The sequence below is a fragment of the Ehrlichia japonica genome (genome assembly GCF_000632845.1).
Lineage (GTDB): Bacteria > Pseudomonadota > Alphaproteobacteria > Rickettsiales > Anaplasmataceae > Ehrlichia > Ehrlichia japonica.
Map to the genome: position 1 here is coordinate 644,468 of NZ_CP007474.1, position 23,894 is coordinate 668,361.

General features: G+C 29.2%; 13 protein-coding genes and 1 tRNA gene. 7 read left to right on the forward strand and 7 right to left on the reverse strand.

Going from position 1 to position 23,894, the window contains the following annotated elements; genetic code table 11:
- Positions 1-2 precede the first annotated feature (2 nt).
- From atpG to hpf, 3 genes are all read right to left on the reverse strand, one after another.
- Entirely contained in the window at positions 3-848 is an 846-nt protein-coding gene (gene atpG / locus EHF_RS02620) for an ATP synthase F1 subunit gamma (RefSeq protein WP_044194894.1), read from the reverse strand.
- A 95-nt stretch (positions 849-943) separates the two neighbouring features.
- On the reverse strand, positions 944-10,822 hold the full coding sequence (locus EHF_RS02625; RefSeq protein ID WP_044194896.1) for an ankyrin repeat domain-containing protein: 9,879 nt from the start codon (positions 10,820-10,822) through the stop codon (positions 944-946).
- 144 nt (positions 10,823-10,966) lie between these two features.
- On the reverse strand, positions 10,967-11,554 hold the full coding sequence (hpf, locus tag EHF_RS02630) for a ribosome hibernation-promoting factor, HPF/YfiA family (protein WP_044194897.1): 588 nt from the start codon (positions 11,552-11,554) through the stop codon (positions 10,967-10,969).
- A 115-nt stretch (positions 11,555-11,669) separates the two neighbouring features.
- Between hpf and EHF_RS02635 the strand changes: the two genes are divergently transcribed.
- Positions 11,670-12,557: an RNA polymerase factor sigma-32 gene (locus tag EHF_RS02635; RefSeq protein WP_044194899.1), complete on the forward strand. Its 888-nt coding sequence runs from the start codon at positions 11,670-11,672 to the stop codon at positions 12,555-12,557.
- A gap of 454 nt (positions 12,558-13,011) precedes the next feature.
- Here the strand turns inward: EHF_RS02635 and ykgO are convergent, their stop codons facing one another.
- Together ykgO and EHF_RS02645 are read right to left on the reverse strand one after the other, a co-directional pair.
- Positions 13,012-13,140 carry a type B 50S ribosomal protein L36 gene (gene ykgO, locus EHF_RS02640; RefSeq protein WP_006011728.1) on the reverse strand — a complete coding sequence of 43 codons (129 nt, stop codon included), beginning with the start codon at positions 13,138-13,140 and terminating at the stop codon, positions 13,012-13,014.
- Between the two features lie 36 nt (positions 13,141-13,176).
- Positions 13,177-13,268 (reverse strand) — tRNA-Ser (locus tag EHF_RS02645).
- A 249-nt stretch (positions 13,269-13,517) separates the two neighbouring features.
- On the opposite strand from EHF_RS02645, the gene EHF_RS02650 reads away from it, so the two are divergent.
- The 6 genes from EHF_RS02650 to terL all read left to right on the forward strand — a co-directional run bounded on the left by EHF_RS02650 (position 13,518) and on the right by terL (position 18,135).
- Positions 13,518-13,868: an ECH_0659 family protein gene (locus EHF_RS02650; protein ID WP_044194901.1), complete on the forward strand. Its 351-nt coding sequence runs from the start codon at positions 13,518-13,520 to the stop codon at positions 13,866-13,868.
- Positions 13,869-13,915: 47 nt separating this feature from the next.
- Positions 13,916-14,470, forward strand: a complete 555-nt coding sequence (locus EHF_RS02655; protein WP_044194903.1) for a head-tail connector protein — start codon at positions 13,916-13,918, stop codon at positions 14,468-14,470.
- Positions 14,471-14,854: 384 nt separating this feature from the next.
- Entirely contained in the window at positions 14,855-15,244 is a 390-nt protein-coding gene (locus EHF_RS02665; RefSeq protein ID WP_044194908.1) for a phage tail tube protein, read from the forward strand.
- Between the two features lie 80 nt (positions 15,245-15,324).
- Positions 15,325-15,858 carry a hypothetical protein gene (locus tag EHF_RS02670; protein ID WP_044194910.1) on the forward strand — a complete coding sequence of 178 codons (534 nt, stop codon included), beginning with the start codon at positions 15,325-15,327 and terminating at the stop codon, positions 15,856-15,858.
- 137 nt (positions 15,859-15,995) lie between these two features.
- Positions 15,996-16,538 carry a hypothetical protein gene (locus EHF_RS02675; protein ID WP_044194913.1) on the forward strand — a complete coding sequence of 181 codons (543 nt, stop codon included), beginning with the start codon at positions 15,996-15,998 and terminating at the stop codon, positions 16,536-16,538.
- Between the two features lie 187 nt (positions 16,539-16,725).
- Positions 16,726-18,135, forward strand: coding sequence for a phage terminase large subunit (terL, locus tag EHF_RS02680; protein ID WP_044194916.1), 1,410 nt, complete (start codon positions 16,726-16,728; stop codon positions 18,133-18,135).
- Positions 18,136-18,500: 365 nt separating this feature from the next.
- On the opposite strand, the gene EHF_RS02685 is transcribed toward terL, so the two are convergent.
- Positions 18,501-19,778, reverse strand: coding sequence for an adenosylmethionine--8-amino-7-oxononanoate transaminase (locus EHF_RS02685; RefSeq protein ID WP_044194919.1), 1,278 nt, complete (start codon positions 19,776-19,778; stop codon positions 18,501-18,503).
- Between the two features lie 371 nt (positions 19,779-20,149).
- Positions 20,150-23,281: a bifunctional proline dehydrogenase/L-glutamate gamma-semialdehyde dehydrogenase PutA gene (gene putA / locus EHF_RS02690; RefSeq protein WP_044194922.1), complete on the reverse strand. Its 3,132-nt coding sequence runs from the start codon at positions 23,279-23,281 to the stop codon at positions 20,150-20,152.
- Between the last annotated feature and the right edge of the window lie 613 nt (positions 23,282-23,894).

The window sequence follows — 23,894 nt, forward strand, 5'->3', positions numbered from 1 at the left end:
TATTAATTTAATGATTCAAAACCGCTAATTACCTCTATTAGGTCAGTAGTTATAGACGCTTGTCTAGAACGATTATATTCCAGTGCTAACTTATTTAACATATCCTTAGTATTCCGATTTGCAGACTCCATAGCAATCATACGAGAACAATGTTCACTAGCAGAATTTTCTAAAAAAGCAACATACATTAAATTTAATACATAACCCAAACTTACAGTAGATAAAATATCAATATACGTTGGCTCATACTGATACATTTCTCTTAACAATACCGAAATTTCAAGATTATAAGGTATTAATTCTTGGGCATTAGGTTTTTGTAATATAGTACTATAAAACTTATTAAACAATATTATAACATTATCAAACTGATCAAAGTTAATACCGCTATTATATACAAAAAGCTTAAAATACAAAAAATCTGTAATAGATTTGGTATTAGAGAATACATCCAATATCTTACCTGAGTACTGGCTACACATCATATCATATGCTTTTTTCCCAAAAAAAATTAATTTTACCTCTTTATTATTATTTTCTAAATTAGAGATATAAGATTTACTAAATTTAACTATCAAATTATTAAAGTTACCACATAACCCTCTGTCAGAAGACATTATAATCAACAAAATTTTTTCTTTCTTAGACACAGAAACAAGATCATGTGTCATACCTGGGGTAACATAATCTACAATAGCACTGAGCTCTAATAAATGCTTCTTAGCATTTTCTAATTTCTGCTGGACACGATGCAACTTAGCAGCAGATATCATCTGCATAACCTTAGTAGTCTTTTGTATAGATTTTACGCTTTTTATTCTTGACAACAAAGCTTTAAGATTAGCCATAAACCTAAAATTAAAAATACCTGCTTAAAGTATATTATCTTTTAGTAGCTATACAAGAATTTTATAAATATAAAACGCTACTTCCATAAATAGCATTACCTATCTTGTATTTTTGATTTTCTCTTAACTTCAGGAGAAGGCAAAGGCACTACAGAACCTAATGAAGCATTACTAATCAGTTCTTGCTTTACAGTAACAGTACTATCTCCCTTGCTTTCCTCCTTTTTTAAAGACACATCTTCTAAAGTCTTACCCTTATTATGCGCTAAATCTAGTCTTAAATCACAAAAATCTGAAAAAGACGCACTCTTTTTAACAATTATATTAGAATTTTCTTTGTAATCTTTACCTTTATTCTTTGCACCTTTTGGTACCAATTGTGACTGCTCTTGATCTTTTTGAGCAATACCACAATCTGATAAATTTTTCACAGCATCATCACTATATTGCATCGGCTTCCATCCTCTCTTAGAAAGCTTGAGAATATATTCATCGTCAGTACCAATCAAAGAACGTTTTGTAGTCGAAACTTCTTCATTACTTTTAGAGTAGTCTATAGTTCTTGGTACCAATCCCGGCATTAAAACCTTCTGTCTATTTTTTATTGTTTTATTGGTATCATATATATTATCAGCAGATGAAGATTTTCTTGTATCTCCTAACACCTTAACTTTTTCATAACTTTTATCCTGAGAATACTCTACAGTTTTTACCTTGTGTTCCTCTCCTTTTTGTTTATCGAATAAATTATCATCAGAAATACCCTCCCTAATTTCAGCTACTGAATCTTTTGATTCCACTGTTTTTAATTGATGATACTGGCCATGTACAGATTTAGGAACAGATGCTATAGCTGTCAATCTAGTTGTTAAAGAAAACTCTAAATCAGATGATGAACCTACAACATGTATACCTTCTACCTGTAGACATACTTTTTTACACACATCTTGATATTTTTTCAATTCATCTCCATATGTTTGTTTCAGCAAAACTTCACAAGCTAATGGAACATTTAAGCATGATACAGCTTTTAAATTCTCATGTAATATACATAGATTATTTTTATATTGTTTGAATATTGCATTACAAGTTTGACTAATTAACTCTCGTTGGAATGCTTTACTGCTTAATTTATATAACATTTTTCGATATTCTAAAAACGTACCACTAAATTCCTTACATAAGAATTTTACTTGACGTTCAAGTAATTTTTGTCTTTCAGAAGAATTCATAGATTCCTGAAAAGAAGAATTCATAGATTCCTGAAAAATTTCTATGCGTTTTTTCAAGGCCATGCTACTATCTAAAAAGCGTGATTTCTCTTCCTGTAAAACTAATGTATTTGGTAAACCCAACACTAATAATTTCATAGACACTTCATCTTGATCTATAGGTGAATACATATCTTCAGACTTTACATGTGGTAACAATGTTTCACTTTCTTCCATCGCATCTAATCTAGCTTGAGATCCAAATGCCACTAAAGACTGAGATGCAATACTAGCCTGCAGATCAGGACCTAAAGCGCCAACATCATGACCATCTTTATCTAATGCACATGCCCCTAAAGGCTGAGATGCAATACTAGCATGTGAATCATGATCTTCATCTAATGAAGTTGTAGATTTAACCTCTGAATCATGATCTTCATCTAATGAAGTTGTAGATTTAACCTCTGAATCATGATCTTCATCTAATGAAGTTGTAGATTTAACCTCTGAATCATGATCTTCATCTAATGAAGTTGTAGATTTAACCTCTGAATCATGATCCTCATCTAATGAAGTTGTAGATTTAACCTCCTGATTGAGAAAATCTTTATTTCTCTGCTCCTTCCATCTTCCATCCCTTAAAGCATCCTCCAATTTTATTCCACCAACATAAATGCAACAGCGATCAAAATGTATCCTTTCACCATGCTTTCCATACTTTTCTACATCCTTATCAGCCAATGATATACTACCATCAGAATCGACTATAACATTAACCACTTGTTCTTTTGCACCTTTTGGAACAACAGGTTTCCAAGATAATTTAAGTTTTATAGATCCATCAGTAACAACATAATTTCTTTTCTTACCAACACTTTGTACATATCCTCTATCTTCATCAGAAAAATTAAATTTTACTGTTTGTAATCTATGCTCTTGACAAAAATTACTATTCAATAATTTACTTGCTTGTAATTTTCCACCACCCATATTAGTAGACAATATACCACCCATTATATCAAACCGTACATCGTCATACTTCATGTTTTGTTTTAACTGAACATAATTTTTAAGTTTAGAAATACATTGAGACTTAATGTCGTAGTATCTATCCCTACCATTCATTAAAGATTGTAAAACATCAACTTGCTCACCTGAAAATCTTCTACTAATTTTCTTAGAATCATCAATAAATCTTGCAATCTGAGATGGAAAAATTCCTAATTTATTTTTTACAGAAAGTAAAGCCCCGCGAGATACTAAAAATTCTACAAGTTTAACATGGTCAAGCGTTATCATTTCAGGAGAAGATATCATAAAAATCAACAAACTATGTAAAGGTGTATTACCATCTTTATCCCTTCTATTTATATTACTTCCAGTTGATAATACTGCTTCAACTGTTTCTCTTGAACCAGTAATAACAGCTTTATGTAAAGATGAACTACCATGTATATCCACATTATTTATGCCAATAGTCGCATAATTTTTACGAATATAGTCATACAAATCAGCATTACCAGCTTCAGCACAATTTACTAACATAGAATTAAAATCACATGCATCAGATATTTTTCTTTTGCCTAATAATTCTTCTATTTTTTTTACTAAAGTATATGCACCAGGAACAGCCGCTATACTTTCTATCCCATTTTCAAATCTTAAATTTCTATTATCAAATAATAGATTTTGTAGTAATTCTGGATCTACATCTTTTAAACAACGTACAATCGTCTCAATAAGTTCTAACAATCTTATATTATCATTCTTGATTTTTCCAGCAGCAATGTCCCTACACAATTTCTGCAAAATATTGTCACCATTAGCATCTGTATTAACTAAAGTTTTCCTAATAACATTATCATTCAATATTTTTCGTAGTCTCGCATAATTTATATCAGCAACACTTTTATATTTAACAGACTCATCACCTAAAATATTGCTACAAATTTCATAACACAAATCACTAAATTTACACTGTAGAACTTTAGATGCTTTAATTTCATTGCTAACATCATAAGTAGAATCATATTCAAGAAATGTACTTTTTGCTTTACTAAACCTTTGATTATGATGCTCACTTACTCGAGAATCTTGCATCAATATCTTTATAAGTGGAATAACACTACTTTCTTCTAACCCTTGTAACATATCAAGAACTGTATCACCACACTCATTTCTGCAATTAATATCAAAACCATGATTTCTTATTAGTTTAGTAAATAAATACTGTACTTTCTTATCTGATAATTTGTCTGGATTCCATTTTAAAAAATCTACACATTTATGTAATAAGGTATTCCCATGGTTATCAGTAATATTCGGATTTAATTTCTTGTTAGAATTTAGCAAAGCTTCTATAAAATTAACATTACCAGATAAAACAGCACGCTCAACAATAGACGTTTCTTCTGATAAAGTTCTAAGTTGTAATACTGATGCACTAGGAGCTCTATTAATTGCTCCAGTATACTCACGAATACTTCCACCTTTCTGAATTAGAGATTCTATCTCATTCTGACTATCTAGTATTTCTTTTTTATCTTTACTAACAACAATTTTACTTTCTGGTAATATATTTGCCATTTCATCAGCTAATGAACTCGATAAACCTTCATGTTGGCTAGACGGAAAAACTGCTGTATCATCTTGAGGTGCTTCTAACTGAGTTATTGATATTGCTGGAGATACCCCTGATGAATCACCAATCTCATTACGATTGCCAAATAATGCTTCTGCACAAGCTGCAAAATTAGATTCATAAGACAGCAAGGATTCCTTCTTTACAGGATCAGAAGTATTTTTCACTATATGCAACAATTTTTTTTGTTGCTTAATGAGATCAGATCTTTTTTTAGTACCAATTCTTTCTAAAAATGCCCTAGATAATTCTTGACTTTCACTAACAAAAATAGCATTAAGGACTTCTCTATTATACTTATTTTGTGATAGCTTCTCGATACTACCATCTAATTTTTGCGATAATATCAGATTAAAAGCTTCTTCACGTACTTTTAAATCCTGTACTCGACCCTCAGCAACATAATACAACAGCCCTTTTCCCCTACGATCTGAAGCTGTTGCTAATTTTTTATCATTTTTAATTAAATTTTCAAACTCAAAATTACCTTTTTCATCTTTCATCCCACTATAAGCACAAAGATGTGCTAAATTAGCTTTTTGGGATGTTTTTGAATTTATATCTCCACAAAGTAACTTAATACTTTTATACATATCATAGTTACCAGACAACGCAAGATATTGAAAAAAAGATAATCCACTTGAAGGATTAATTTGGTTAACCATATTTCTCATAAGATTTTGAAGATTTTCATCTCTTACATCTATTGCATGTTTATAAGATCTTTCAGCTATTGCATATAAAAATTTAACATTTTCTTTTGTAACCAAATGAAATATATTACTTTCCAAATGATTAACAGAACGTATAGTCTCTCCTATACTAAATTGGTCAATGGTGTAATTATACAATTCTGGATATAGAGTTGCAACATCACTAGTACGTTTTGCAACCATACGTACTAAGCTTTCATTAACTACTGGACCATTTGTCAAATCTACAGTACTATTGCAATAGTTCAATGAAGCTAGTTCTAAATAGTCTATTATTTTAGGATCAGCATTTTCTCTCCGTGCAAAATCATATAATGTCTCAAAAGATTTAAAATTACACTTATAATTCTGTTTTAATTGTTTAGCGATTTTCTTATATACTGGTGTTCTAACATCATATTGTTCTAATAATAAAGCAGGATTCCTCTTTATAAGTTCTTCTAATAATTCAAGATTATTAGATAATATTGCAGAATGAGGTAGTACATCATTCCCCAGTGCTACTTCAGGATTATTCTTTAAATAGTCACAACATATTTCTAACATATCCGGATAACAAACAGCTAGCCCCAAACAACTTAACCCTTCATCACATTTTAACCAAAAATCTTCTCCTGTCTTCTCAATTAAATATCTTAAAGATTGAGAATTATTTTGTTCAATAATATCTCTAATACTGAGTTTTTGGCTAATTGAAAGACTAGAAGTATTTTCCAATGCATCAAAAGCTGCTAAGGCGTTAGCATTATGCACAACACACCGTGAAACTTTGTTTAATATCTCAGGATCAGTAGACCTAGAAATTAGATCTGATAAAAATAGATGTAATATATCAAATTTAATATTTAACTGAGGTTTAACAACCTCCTGTAATACATCAAATAGGTCTCTTTCATTATAATACTTCATTAGGGCTTTGATAAACTCTTCATTTCCAACTTTACAAGCATAGGTTAACAAGTTATGCCCTGCTATTTTATGTTTTGTTAAATGAATTCGCTGTTTATATATAGACTTACCAATATAACATTTAATGTTGAACAACTCTTCTAGTAAGTCAAGATCTTTACTATCGACAATATCTTTGACGAAAACTTCATTCATCATTAAATCTTTTGCATGCTTTCTATGCTGTTCAATTTCATGAATAAAACCTATACAAACTCTCTTGTACCCTTTCTCAGCTGCAATAGCAAAAGGTGTCACACCTTTCTTGTTAGGCTGCAAAAATGCCTTCATTAATGCATCTGCTGGAAATTTACCACTATGTACAATATCTTCAACTAAGTTAAATTGATCTTCCGATATCATAGTATGGAAAACATTATCACCATTATCACCATATACTGCTGCTAATTCTTTAGGCGTAATATTCTCTATAAAATACTTAATCATCTGCATATTGCATTTAATAACAGCAGCTTGAAGTGGACTAAGTAGAGTAGATAATCTATTTCCATTCAATGGATCACTAATATCTGCAAATATATTCTTTGTTTTTCTATTCTGTTTTATATCTTGATATCCCTTTACCAGCTTATTCCATTGCTCAACATTTCCAAACGCTGCTACTAAAGTAAATATAGTATGCCCTATCTCTCCATGACTTTTTTCAGCATATTTTGCTACATTATTATTAAATAAATCAATAATCTCTTTTTGAAACCTCTCAATATTACCACTTCTTATTACTGACATATATTGTGATAAAATACCAAACTGGCCTACATTACCTCTTGATAAAGGAAAAATATCTTTTAGAGCACTTTCTTCTTTAGTTAATGGAGTTGCACTAATAGTTGCTGAATTTAATTTAGTATCATATATACGCGCTAGATTATAACCTAGATCTTTGCTTATTAACTCAGGATAAACTTCAGCGCAGTACTGTAAGACTTTAACATTACCACATTCTTGAGCATTATCTAATACCTTAAGTATTAATAAATCCCTTGCTGAGGGACTAAGCGCTTTAATAAATTCATTATTCTCCTTCAAAATACTCAGAACATCTTCGCTATTAATTCTCGAAACTTGATCAAAAGATTGCATTATATTCAGATTCGAATGATAGGACACAATGGCATAATGATCTTCATCTTCTACAGCTTGTCGTACCATTTTTCTATGCACTGAAATTATATACTTAACCAAAGGTATATTTTGTAAATCTGACGCAGTCTCTAATAAACTTTTACCATTTTCTATATCATAGACCATATATGGGAAACATCTTAACAACAACTTAAGGTTTTCTGTTCGATCATTATTAACACAAAAAAATAGAAAACTTCTCACTTTGGACATAATTGTTGCTGCATAAGGAAAATTCCCACGATCAGCAGAGACAATATTTTTAATACCATCAACTATAAGGTAATCAGATGAAGCTTCTCGTATAACAGTATCAAATAAATTACCATTTGCAGCAAATATCTTAGCTAATTTCTGATAATCATCACTGGTTATGTATGGACTATGTATTATATTAATAAAAGCCTCAGGAGACATATAGTCTAAAGGACCTTCTTTTTCTGAACAATCTATCATACAATCCAGCACTGTAGAAATGCCTAAAACAGATACTACATCATGTAAAAAATTAGAATCTTTTACTTTAATTACTTCTTTTATAAGAGCATTTTGATCAGATAACCTTTTATGTTTATGAAACATGTATTGAATTAATTCAATATCCCTAGATTCAATAACATGTCTTATTTTGCCAATATCAACATCTAAATCATTAACTTTTTCATAATATTTACGACATTGCTTTACATCATTAAACCTCTCATATCCTTTAATTATGCTTGAAACTAATTCTGAATCATCTGAAGAGTAATCCCCAAATATTTCTCTATACTCAGATAAAATCACAAAATTACGATCATCTAAATTCTTAAATAGAGCACATTTTAATTCTTGTAAGATTTCTTGTATTCCATCTTTTCTCTTTTCTACTATTTCCTTTTGTAATATCGCTATTGTTTTTTCTACTTGTTCATATTCTTTTTCTACATATTTTTTTTCTTCTTGCAACATGTGTGTTTCTGATACTGACCCTCCTTCTTTCTGAGATCGAGATCTTTGGATATCCTTTATGTCTCTTCGTATTCGATCTCTGTCTTTTTTTAGTTTGTCTAAATTCTTGAGTTGTTGTTCTAATTGCTTACCTAATTGTTTTAGTGAGTCATCTGATAATTGTTTATCTAATGTTTCTAATGATAATTTTCTTAATTTTAGTAATTGACATTGCATACTTTGTATGCGTTCTTCTAATACTAATTCCTGAGGTAACATTTTTAACAATGGTACCTGTATCCCACCTAATATTGCTTGTCTATTACTTTCTTTTACTACTTCCTCCCCTTTTTGTATCTGCTGCACAAAACCTTCTTGTAGCCGCATTTTCATATTTAATAACGCAATGTGTTTTGCTGTCCACAATCTTAATCCTGCAGATCCTGATACTACCTTTTGCTCTTTTACTTGATCCAGTTCTACTTGTAGTCTTTCTATCTCTGCTATCCTATCCTTTGTGTCTAATATAGATTTTGTTATCCCCACTAATGTATTAATACACTTTAATCTCTCATTTAATAGTGCCACCTTCTTTTGTTGACTTTCCTGTTGTGGATTTTGTGATACACGTATCTCGTTTAATACTTCGTTTTGTAAGGATAGCTGCTCCATTAACACGCTTTTGATTTTTAAATTTCGCCTATCTCGCGTTAATTTTTTTTCAACTTCAATTAACTGATTTTGTTCTTCTTCCAGCTCTTCTAGCCCTTCCACATACATTCGCCTTTGTGGATACTCTTGCTGTAAGCCCTCCAACACTTCTGCTATAAACTTTAAGCATTCCTGTCTGTTCCTTTGTAGATCTTTTTGTATTATTTGTAGTTCTTTCTCTACCTGTGAATGTACTTCTTTCCTTATAGATTCTTGAGATTCAATTTTTTTAAATAAAAGTTCCTCCACTTTACGTTGTGAATTCTCTAGTTTTAGTAGTTCTTGATATTTGATTTGTAGTGTAAGTACTCCTACAGCATCTAATAATGGTAATTCTGCATTCTTTACTGTCTCATTAATCTCTTGCCGTACACACTTCACCTTACGTTGTAATTCTGCCGCTTCCTCCACATGACTGCGTATTGTTGTTATATCATCAAATTGACAACGTACTTTTAGTTCCCTTTCCTCCTGTACCTTTCTATCATTAGAAATCTCAGCTTCCAGTTTCTCTATTTTTTGTTGTAATCGTATTCGCTCTTCTGCTACTTTTTCTAGTGCTAATTTAGATTTTGCTTCACTTATAGCGGATATTTTGAGAGTAGCTTCATCTGATTCAACTTCACTTTGCAACAATCTTCTGATTTTTAACTCTTCACCCAAACATGCTGCTTGTAATCTGCTATACAATTCATCCCTTCTAATTTCTTCTTTCTGTTCTAAATCTAACAATTTTTCTTGTTGTATTACTAATTGTGCTGATTGCTTTTCCTGTTGTTGTAATTTTTGTTTCTGTACTAAATTTTTCTTATCACGCAGTTCTTCAAAATGCCTTATAGAACTTCTTAATACAAAATCAACTATAACACTATTATTGTGCTTCACTGCTAAATCAATAACAGTCTCATTATTTTTAGTACGTGCTAATAGATTAGAACTCTTTAATATGTCTTCAAAATCAATATCATCTCTTAAATTATCAATCAATCTAGATTTTGCAAGTAAATGAAGTGGTGTTTCTCCTAATTTATTTCTTTCAGCTAACAACTTACTTAAACTAAACACTGTACTTGATTCTAGACTTTCAACATTTGCATATAACAACTTTAGTTTATTAAGTACAAAATTAAAAACTGCTTTTTGTTCAGGTTTAGCAGCATAGCTATTAAAAAGACAATGCAATACGTTGCTGTTATCATTTTCTCTAGCACGAATATGATACAGTGCATCCGGTAAATTTAATACTAGATTACAACATTCAGAATCACCAGAAAGTATAGCATTAGCTAATACACCGCGACCTTGATTATCAGTAACTTTCCAATTAACTTTTTTCAAAAGTTTTGTTTTGCGGGTTAAATGAATATTTTGAAATTGACATAAAAAATCCTCTCCAGTTCTTGCAGCCATAAGCAATGGGTATTCCCCATTCGCATCCTTAGTGTTTATTACATCATCACTACAATGCCTTAAAACTTCACCAAAGATCTCAATATTAACGGGTCTTTTATTATTTTGATGTAACTTAAGTATATATTGCAATATACCATTTCCACCTTCTACATTATCAAATATTGCGCTAGATATCTCTTTATTTGTTGACGACTCAAAGAAACTCTTAACACGTACTATATCTCCATATTTAATGGCACTATACAAATATTGCTTTTCCATATCCTTCAACCTAAAACACTTACAAAAAATTTATAACCATGATATTTGATTAATAAATTGTAATATATAAATAAATATTAATAAATTATAATATATAAATAAATATTAATTTTTTTATTTTTTTTATAAATAAATATACTTAACTTACCTAACAGGAGATATATTTAGTGGATCTACCCATATTATATTACCATTACTCTTAGCATATATCATATTAATTCTACTATTCTTTACATTAATAAATAAAAGAGCTGGCAAAGATAACAATTCCATTTCCATAATTGCATCCCCAATAGTCATAGTTTGTATAATAACATCTTCTTCTATTACTAATCCTGAATCATCAATGTCATTATATTTTTCCACTTCATCACTATCCAATACATATCCAAAGCATTTCATCTGCGACTTTATGGAGTTTTTATTATGACGATATTTACTAATTCTCTCACTTTTGTGTTTCTGTAATTTATCACGCAAATAATTAATAGCATTATCTATAGCATGATATGCTGTATCTGACGTTTTAGAAATTCTAATAAACTCACCCTTGACATCACTAATACTAACTGTAGACTTAAACAAGTTTGCATCTTTAGATAAGATCACTTTCATATTTACCGTTAAGTCATCTGCAAAAAATTTAGTTATGTGATCTTGTACAGCGTTTTCAACGTAAATTTTAATATTATCAGTAATATCAAAGCCCCTAGCAGTAATAAGTATGTTCATAGATACTCTTAAAAATTATATTGACAATTAATACACGAAAACCCTAAAAATTTACTATACATCGTTATATCGCTTTGATATAATGCAGTATCGTAATTAAGTTTTATATGTTAATATGTTAACAAATTCTATATTTTCTTTAACTCAAGACAATTTAATGTCCTATATTAATGAAGTATACGCATTTCCTATCTTGTCTCCTGAAGAAGAAGATAGGTTAGCAAAAAGCTGGTATGAAAATAGAGTTATTGCTGATGCCCATAGATTAGTTACTAGCCACTTAAGATTAGTAGTTAAAGTTGCATTAAGCTTTAAAAATTACGAATTACCTCTTATGGAACTGATAATGGAAGGAAACATAGGGTTGATGCAAGCTGTAAAAAAATTTAACCCTACTCTTGGCTTTAGATTATCTACTTATGCAATATGGTGGATCAAAGCTTCCATTAAAGACTATATTCTTAAATCTTGGTCATGTATTAAAATTGGTACAACACAAGCACAAAGAAAATTATTTTTTAGCTTGAGAAAAATCAAGAAAAAACTTTTTAAGTACAACAATAATATTACAAAAGAAGATATAAAACTGATTGCAAATGAGTGCTCAACTTCTGAGCAAGAAGTAGAACAAATGAATAGGTATTTTTCTCACAGAGATAGGTCCTTAAATGAAGTAGTGTTCTCCAACGAGAATCAAAATGGTATTGAGTTACAAGAAATCATCAAATGTGATACTCCAAATCAAGAAGATACATATTTACTAAATGAAGAATTAAACATAAAGAAGACCTTAATTACCCAAGCTTTATCAACGTTAAATACAAGATACCGTGACATATTTATTAGAAGAAGATTGATCGAAGAACCAGATACTTTAGAAGTATTAAGCCAAGAATATAATATATCCAAGGAGAGGGTCAGACAAATAGAAATGCATGCCTTTACTAAAGTAAAAAACTTTATTGTATCCAAAAGAGAAAGTTTAAGTTTTATAGCTAGTTAATAAAAAATGTGTTATTAGTCTCTTGCTTAGCTTCGTTTGTTTTATTCATATAAGAAGTAAATAGAGTTATGTTGGCTAGAATTAGTAAAGATGTATAAAATGCATAATTTTTAAATTAATCAACTTTATATAAGAAAGGTGCATACGTTATCCAACTCATAACTCAATTACAATAAAAATATAGATAAATTTGAACTATTGCTAAAAATATAAACAGCTAATAAAAAATACATCCCGCACCAATTCTACTTTGCATTCATTAAACAAATAGGCACTATAACTAATAAAATTACATTTAGACGTATATATACACCTTAGATTAGCATTCTTATCTAAAAAAGAAATACCTAACGTTAAATTAATCCATGACATCAACTCTAGAATAAGATAATCAAAAAAGCATTTATAATACTCTAAAAAACAACTTTCACAAAAGCACTTGAAAAATACTTTATTAATATCCTTGTCTTGCTTTAAATCTTGGATTTTTCTTATTTATTACATAGATACGCCCTTTCCTGCGTACAACCCTACAGTCCTTATCCCTTACTTTTGCAGATTTAAGTGATCCAATAACTTTCATTTTTTTTCCTATATTCAAAACAACATTACATACTTTTGGCGGAGAGAGAGGGATTCGAACCCTCGATACGATTTAAGTCGTATAACGGTTTAGCAAACCGTCGCCTTCAGCCTCTCGGCCACCTCTCCCATCAACACTTTATATTTTTTATAAAGTTACCTATAAAAACGCAGAAGATAACACGTATTATAAAACTTACTAAGCAAATTTCAATAAATTTCTACTTATCCCTTTAATACTCGCAAATATACCTCACAAAATTTTTTAATGTCATTCAAATAGCAATACAAAAAATATTCAACCAAAACATAAACAAACTGCTTCCTCAATACTAAATCAAGTATATATAATACATCAAATACAACATTAATATTATTATGATCAAGACTTTTAACAATAGTGAAAGAATCTTCACGCAACAAAAAAAATTAGATGAGTTCTCATATACAATTGACGATATCATTACAAAATACCAAATAAAATTTGAAAACAAGATGGAAGACATAACATCTAATTTTCTAACATACTTTCAACATTCTTTAGAAAAGGAATTAATATTACTAATCAAAAAAATACACTCTCACAACTTTCAAGAACTCAATAAATATCTTATAGAACAACTATTAAACTCTAGCAGTTTAGAAAGCCTCAATAAACATGAAAAAGATACTGTTGCTAAAATATTTAACAAAATTTCTCTCAGTATATTAGAGAATTTAGTTTTTTAATAAAAACCCAATATAAAAAACCATTATCAATATAACAATGGAGTTATATGCTAGAAAATTCTATGCTGTGTATTACACGTAAAACTGTACCTATATCTCTGCCTATTACCTTATCAGAAGTAAAATCTTTCTTACGTGTAAATAATAACCAAGATGATATATTAATCAATAATTTGATTACTATGGCATCCGAATATGCACAATGGTATATTGAAAAGTCATTAATGAAACAAACATGGGAAATCTCCTGTAGTAGATATATACCTGGAAAAATACAGCTATTATTTAATCCAATAATAAAAGTTAATTATGTAAAAACAATACATACAAATGGAAGTGAAGAATTTATAGATCAAAAACACTATCACGTAGATACATTACTATCATATATTTCATTCAATAAACAAATTCATGGAGATAGAATAGAAATTCTATATGAAGCAGGATATACAGACAATGCATTAATACCTGCACAAATTAGATATGGTATACTACATCATGTTGCTATATCATATAAAAACAGAGAATCAGAAAATATTAATAATTTAACTTTTGTAAAAAACATATACTCTCCCTTCCGTGAACTAAAGTTAGTTTTATGACAAATATAACACAGGAAATCTTTAACTCAATTATCAAATTACTCAAATCTAATAATAACTTAATTAATATTATAACTGATATATACGATGTTATACCCAATAAAGTATCACTACCATACATGTATATGTACATAAGTAACTTAAAAACACTAAATACGTTCAACAGTAATATGTCAAAAATACAATTATCATGTAAAATCTATTGTTACCAGTCTAATACACTATACATAATACTAAATTTAATCACTGATTTACTAGTCAATCATAAATCTGATATACCTAATTTTGAATACGAGATTGCCCCAGAATACAGTTATAATACAAATCAGCATAACGAAATTGCGTATGCATTATTAAATTTTAATATCTTAGCAAAAAAAATTTATGTCAATACAACTACAAATTAAGGATTTTAATAACTCTTTTTCCTCTTTAAATAATATAAAAAGTTTACGAATTAGCCTACATAATAAAAATGAATATACTAAAAACATTTCCTTATCAGGGTGGAAAACTGCTTTAGAGAACTCAGGGAATAAACATGTAATATTCAAAATCAATGGCATCATAGATTACTCACCTGCAAATCAACTTTTACAACAATATTCTTTCAACAACGATATTATGGAACTCAAAATAACTATTAATAAAAAAGAAGTAATATCAGCAAAATGTATTGTTGAGTTATATGAAAGATATTATGAATCAAGTAATTTTGACAATTTTAATATAATTTTAATAAGTTACAAAAAAGTAATTTTTAATAATTATTAATATAATTAATATATATTCAATATGTATTAATAATTATAAAAATAATTACAGTGCTACGACAACAAAAATTAATATATCAAATGATAGATAAGTGTAATAACTATCAAAAACTCTGTATAGCAGAAAAAAGAATATCTGCTCTATTAAAAATAATACAAGATGAATCCTTGTTACAAAACCTTTCTATAACAAAGCAGGAATCATCAAAAGAAAAAGCAGAAATTTACAGTAATCAAACACCAAATGTCTTAATACTAGAAAATAATAATGAAAATGAAGAGACCAAAAATATTAAAAATAACATAAAGTTAAAACTTAATATTCTTATGTCAGTTATTGCACATAAGATGGACCCAGTAGAACGTGCAGGAGAAACTGCTGAATCAAATAAAAAAGATGCGAAAAACTTTGGAAGATCAAAAAAAGATTCTTCAAGTTTAACAATAGCACTACTTAAAACAATTTTAAACCAAATAAAACTTATATTAGAAGTAGCTATCACAAATCAAAAAATTGAAGATTATAAAGATATGAATATGAATATAGAACAACAACAACCATATTTACCTAATTTAGAAATCCAAAAAGATAATCAGCAAGGCAGAAGTAGATAACACGTATCAGCATCATGTAATTAGTAATCTGATTAAAATATTTAAAAATAATATAAAAATAGAAATATAACATCTAGATTAATAAAAGATTTATATGAATATATTAATATTATGATATATCATATGTTATATATAATATGCTTTTTCCTTATAAATTAAAAATTAAAGCAATATATAACCATATTGATAAATCTGATAATATTAACCAGCTATTATATATACATAAAAAATTAATTAAAATAGAAAAATATTTAAATAAACAAAAAAAACTATCTAAAAATATTGATACACATAATGTAAAAAAAAAACATAAAGAATTAAAAAGAAATAACTTACCAACTTATATAAAAAAAGAAACCAAAAGAGAAGTTAAAACTTTATTAATGTCAACCATAGCTCACGAAATGGATCCAACGCAACGAGCTGGACAAACTATGGCTTCAAACATCAGAGGAGCAAAAAAGTTTGGTAGAGATAACAAAGCTAAAAAAAAAATCAGTTATAAACGCAAATCAAAAAGCATGTTTTTAAAATTACTCAACTTTTTATTTCATTTTATCATACCAATGCCTTCATGCACATTAAATGCTAACCTTATTATACAAAATTCCATAGTAAATAACTCACAATACATGATATATAACAATAATCATAAAAATTCTAAAGTTGCAAAAAAATAAACAAAAAATACATATAGTAATGTTTATTAGTCAACTTCACCCGCCGAACTTTGATTCGGCAATATACTCTACAGGTATACTTTAAAAGGTTAATATTAACAATAATAAACCATATAAAAATAAGATACTATACTTATTATAAATAATACCAAAATTTCACATGTTAAAATCATCATATTTATAAAAAATGTCTCATAATTTCTTAGATTTTCTAAAATTATGCTTTAAAACAGTATCACCAAATAATCAAATAATAAATAATTGGCATATTCAAATAATAGCAGATAGATTAGAAGCTACCCTCAATGGAAAAATCAATCGATTAATAATTAATATGCCTCCAAGATTTATCAAATCCATATGCGTTAGCATAGCATGGCCATCATGGATCTTTGGATTAAATCCTCAAGCTAGAATTATAGTTGCAAGTTATTCTCAAATACTCAGTGAAAGATTATCTTTAGATAACCGACATATATTACAATCTGAATGGTATAAAAAACTATTTCCACATGTAATATTATCAAAAGATCAGAATACAAAACGAAAATTTCAAACAACACAAAGAGGCTATAGATTTGCAACATCAATAGGAGGAAGCATTACAGGAGAAGGTGGAGATATTCTAATTATAGATGATCCAATGAATCCTATGCAGGCATTAAGCAAAACTTACAGACAACGTGTATGTCATTGGTTTGAACAATCCTTCATGACTAGGCTAAATGATAGAAAAAAGAGCATTGTTATAATAGTAATGCATAGATTACATACAGATGATTTAACTGGATACTTATTGTCAAAAAAGGTCCATAATAAATGGCATATACTATCACTTCCCATAATAGCAGAAAAGAATAATACTTTCTATTCTATTACTTCACCATGGAAATTTAAACATGGAAACAAAATAAGAAATGTTTTACATATAAGAAAAGAAGGGGATCTTCTATATAAAAAATACGGAAAAAAATACATAGAAGAATTAAAATCAGAACTTGGATCATACGCATTTGCAGCTCAATTTCAACAAAACCCGATTCATTTGTCAAGTGGCATAATAAAATACAAATGGATTCAAAGATATAGTGCCTATAACAATGAAGATAGTAATATAACTCAAAGTTGGGATACAGCATCTTCTTCTAACAAGAAAAGTAATTATAGTGTATGTACAACATGGTCTTACACAAACAACTGCTTTTTCTTATTAGAGGTGTATAAAGTAAAACTAGAATATCAACAATTAAAACAAGAAATAATAAATTTAGCAAATCATTGGAAACCTAATGCTATACTTATAGAAAAAAAAGCAAGTGGATTACAAGTCATTCAAGAATTAAGTAATATTAGCACAACACCCATCATAGGTATTGTTCCAACAACTAATAAAGTAACAAGATTTTACAAAATTATTCCCATATTTGAATCTAGAAAAATATTTTTACCATATGACTCTCCATGGCTTAGTGATTTTGAACAAGAATTATTATCATTCCCAAATACACAAAACGATGATCAGATCGATAGTATGACACAATACTTGCACTGGTTTAATAACAACATTACAAATACTTTCACCATTAGAGAAATATAGTTTCACAATTTACCATATGATTCCCTATAACTTAGCGATTCCTTTAGAATAAGAATCACTACCTCAAATACAGAAAACAATGCACTATTAGACCCGCTAGCATGTTTATTATTAACAATATTACAAGTACTTCAACATTCAGAAATATAGTTTTATAATTTACCACATGATTTTCATGGTTTAGCAACTTTAAATAATTGCACTATCTACCTCATCTCCAAAATAATAATTAAATTGACAACACAACAGAACACTTACTTACAGAATACTACAAAATGCTTTTACTATACAAAAAACACAGTAATTACATTAGATAAAAGAATATTATAATTTACCTATCATTTACATATATACTTACCATAATACTATATATTGTTTTTAAGTATCACATATATCGATGTTATTAATTTAGTAAGTTCACTAGAATTAATGATAAAAGGGGGCATAACATATATTATATTATTAATAGGACGTATCCACACATTTAATTCAACTCCTTTGCTTATAATATCGTTTTTATTAATTAAGCCACTTTCTAACTCTATTATCCCAGTTGCACCTTTTACTCTAATATCAGTCACATAACTTAGTTGTCTAAATATTTCTAATTCCGATCTTAGTTGATTTTCAATTAAAGTAACATTTTGTATTAAATCCTGATTTTCAAAAAGATCAAGTGAAGCATTTGCTGCAGCACAAGCTAAAGCATTTGCCATAAAAGTTGGACCATGCATAAAAGCATCATTTATATTATCTGATAAAAATGCGTTATAAACCTCCTGTGTAGTTAAAGTTGCAGATAATGTACAAAATCCACCTGTCAATGCTTTCCCAATGACCATAATATCTGGAACAATGTCTGCTTGATTACATCCAAACATAGTCCCAATCCTACCAAAGCCTGTAGCTACTTCATCTGCTATAAATAATATGTTGTTATTTCTTGCAATATCATAAATCCTTCTTACAGTACTTGCAGAATGAATCAACATCCCACCTGCTGCTTGCAAGATTGGCTCTAAAATTATAGCAGCAATACAATCTCTTATAGAATATATTGTATTTGTAAAACTCTCAATTTCCTCTTCAGTCTGCGGTAAAGGCAAAATGAACTGTAAAGGGTGATACTTTTTAAATTTGGTACCATGAATTTTTTCAGGATCAGATATTGACATACAACCCATTGTATCCCCATGATATCCATTAACAAAAGATATAAAACTACATTTGTTCACATTGCCCAAATTTTGGTGATATTGCACTGCCATTTTCATAGCAACTTCAACAGCAGTTGATCCGGAATCTGAAAAGAAAACTCTACTCATTTCCTGTTTTGGAGCAATTTTGACAAGTCGAGATGCTAGAACATAACTTTGTTCATGTGCTAATCCAGAAAACATAACATGAGATAATTTAGCAACTTGATTTTGAATTTTTTGAACAATATGTGGATGAGAATACCCATGACACACACTCCACCAACTAGATATACCATCAAGTAACTTTGTACCATCTTCCAATGTTATATAACATCCACTAGCAGACTTTACCTTTAATGGTAGAGGCGAATTTTTCATTTGTGTATAAGGCATCCAAATATTTTGATATCCCTCATCAAACCATGTATAAAAATTAGTATGCATAAATATTTACAGTAATTGATTAAAAAAATCATATATAAAAAGGTACACCTACATATATATTACAGTTATTATCTAATTAAACATAAATCACGTACCTACTTAATCACAAGCCTAAATAAATACAATAGCACAAACAGAATTAGATCATTATAAAATAATACTATGACCAATAAATCTCAGGTTCATACTTTTTAGGAGATAGGACATTCTTATCTTAATCAGAAAATCTATGTAAATATACGTACCTACCACTTTAGCATAGCGCTAGATACTACAAAACTGTAACATTTATGTTTCTAGTCAATACTACTCACACAAATATTCCTAACAAATCAAGACAGAACACATAATAATATGTTCTATCAAATCATCTAATCAGTTAAACACATTAAGGTAGTGTTTCCACCCAAAGCTGTAGTGTTAATACTTACCACTTTTTCTGTTAGGAATCTATGTAAATAATATGGACCACCTGCTTTAGGACCAGTACCAGATAATCCTTGTCCACCAAAAGGTTGCACCCCTACTACTGCTCCAACTTGATTTCTATTTACATAAACATTTCCAACATTTATTTTATCAATAATATTATCAATGTTACTTTGCACCCTACTCTGCACAGCAAATGTTAACCCATATCCTGTACTATTGATCTCATTCAAAATTTTATGCAAATTTTCTTTCTTATAACGGATTATATGTAATATTGGACCAAATACTTCTCTTTTTAACTGAGATATACTTTGTATCTCATATGCACACGGAGCAAAGAAATAACCTTTTTTACAATCTTCTCCTAACTTAACTTTACATAATAACTTTGCCTCTTGTGACATCTTACTTTCATGAGACATTAACATTTCTTGCGATGCCTTATCTATTACTGGTCCTATATCTGTCTTTAATAACATAGGATCTCCTATGACTAAACTTTCCATAGCACCACAAATCATTTCAATTTGTTTATCTGCCATTTCTTCTTGCACAAATAATACCCTTAATGCTGAACACCTTTGTCCAGCACTTTTAAATGCTGATGTTATGACATCATTTGTAACTTGCTCTATTAATGCAGAAGTATCAGTTATCATGGTATTTAAACCACCTGTTTCAGCTATGAATGGAATAATACCGCCTTCTTTTTGTGCAATAGATTGATTAATTATACTAGCTGTCTCTGTTGAACCAGTAAATGCTACTCCACCTATCTTCTCATTCTTTAATAATACTTCTCCTAATTCTTTACCAGAACCTAACAATAAGTGTAAAACTTCTTTCGGTACCCCAGCATCATACAGTAACTTTACTGTCTCATATGCAATGATAGAAGTTTGCTCAGCAGGTTTCGCAAGTACAGTATTTCCAGTAACTAATGCTGCAGCAATAGGACCAATAAATATTGCCAAGGGGAAATTCCAAGGAGATATGCACATAAATACCCCTCTACTTCTAAAGTAAAGATAATTATCTTCCCCTACAGGACCAGGTAATTTTTTTGACTGCTCTAATTCCTGCCTTCCAAGAAGTGCATAATAACGTAAAAAGTCAACAGCTTCCCTTACTTCTGCAATAGCATCAGAAATAACTTTACCCCCTTCTCTGATAAGTAGAGTTATTAACTTTGGTTTATTTTCTTCTAGTAAATTAGCTGCTTTTTCTAGTATAGCAGCACGAGTAGAAACTGGAATATTAGACCAGTCTTTAAACGCATCATATGCTATATCTAAGGCTGATAGTGCTTGTGCAGAATCTGCAAATAATACTTCTCCTATAAGATCTTCAGAATTCGTTGGAGAAAATACCTCTATAAAATTACCATCTGGCTCTTCTCCCCCTATAATTGGAGCTGCTCTAAACTTGCAAGTTTGATAATTTTTCATTTCTTCATTAAAACTTGCTAAAGTAACAGAATCAGTAATATCAATACCCATAGAATTAAGTCTATCAGGCCCAAATATTTCCTTTGGTAATGGTATATTAGGATGAGGTAAATATTCGAACTCTTTTGCTTTTTCTAATGGATCTTCTATCAACTGTTCCAGTGATATACTACTATCATTTAATTGATTAATAAACGAACTATTTGCTCCATTCTCTAATAACCTTCTAATCAAATAAGGAAGTAAATCCTGATAACTTCCAACAGGAGCATAAACTCTACACTTAACATTTGCTGCTAATTCTTGCGTTACATATTCATATAAACTATTTCCCATACCGTGCAATCTTTGAAATTCAAACCCTGGATGATCCTTATTTGCCATTTCCAATATTGCAGCCAATGTATAAGCATTATGTGTAGCAAAACATGGAGAAAAAGTATTTGGCTTACTTAAAATTTTGCTTGTACATGCTAAATATGACACATCAGTATACACCTTTCTTGTAAACACTGGATAACTGCTTAACCCTAACTCTTGAGCATTCTTTATTTCATAGTCCCAGTATGCACCTTTTACAAGCCTCAGCATCATTTTATGATGAGATCTAACTGATATATCTTCTACAAAATCTAACACTGAAAATGCTCTTTTTTGATACGCTTGTACAGCTAATCCTAGACCTTCCCATCCATTCAAACTACTATCAAACCGCAATTTTTCAAGTATCATTAATGATATTTCTAATCTACTTGCTTCTTCTGCATCAATACATACACGAATGTTATGCTCTTTTGCCAATCTACATATTTGCAATAATTTATCTACTATCTCATCTAATACTTCATCGATTTGTGAAAACTCATATCTACTATGTAATGCAGATATTTTGACTGATATCTCATCATAATCTATTAAATTTCCTGTCCCATTAACAATTTTAGACTTTCCTATACTTTCTACCGCTGCCATATATTCAGTAAAATATCTTTCTGCATCTTTTCTAGTTTTTGCAGCTTCCCCTAATATATCAAATGAATATAACTCACCTGCTTTTCTATTGTTAAGTGCTTCTATTATATCTCTTCCCTTTATAAAATGCTTGCCCAAGATACACATTGCTTGCTGCACTGCTTTTCTAATTATAGGCTCACCCATTGTTTTCAATAAATTATTTATAGTACCAAACAATCGAGTACTATCACTACTATCTTTTAATACTTTTCCACCTATAACTAAACCCCACGTTGCTGCATTAACAAATATTGATGAAGAACTTCCTATATGATTACTCCACATACTGTTTCCTATCTTATCTTTTATTAAATCATTTATGGTGCAATCATCTGGTATTCTTAATAAAGATTCTGCTAAACACATGAGAGCTATACCTTCTTCATTTGATAAGCCATACTCCTGCATAAAAGCATCTATTATACCTAAATTTCTATCTACTCTTATTCTCTCTATTATTTGTTTTGCAACACTATAAATCCTAATTTTAGAATCCTGCGATATTTCTGTTTTCTCTGTCAAATACCTTGTATAACTATTTTCTTCTGTACGATACAACATCTGCATACGTTTACGTATTTCATTCGGCGCTTGTAATGCACTTATCATTTCTCATATCTCCCATTAATACCTACACTTGCAACAGCAACATATTAGTTAACAACTAGAACATTTAATCAAACTTATTATGAAGTTAATAATTAAACACACTAATAAAAATCAAATATTTTGTTTATCATAAATATTAATAACATTCTATAAAAATTCACGACTTTATTATTTTTCTAAGAGTTACATGGATATCTTAAATAAACTATTCTAACAGAATTATAAAATAGTAACACACATAACAATACATAACATGGCACTAATACCATATATAAATAATATACATCATAAAACATATTACTACTATAAAAAATATAAAACTTGTATACCTTTTTACAATAACAACATTAAGCTAATACTTTAGGTAATAATATCTATTTAACTAAAATATACACTAACTTACGAGCTATTTTATTTCTAGAATACTAATAAATACATTCTATAATTACTTTTAATTTCAGGAATTTACACACAAATGCTACCATACATGAACATAATAATAATTATACATATTTTCCTAGTCATTATGTATCATGACACGTTTATCTGAACTTATTTAACATCATAAAATTTTATAAGTATATCCTATAAATTTGTCCATAATATAAAAAAT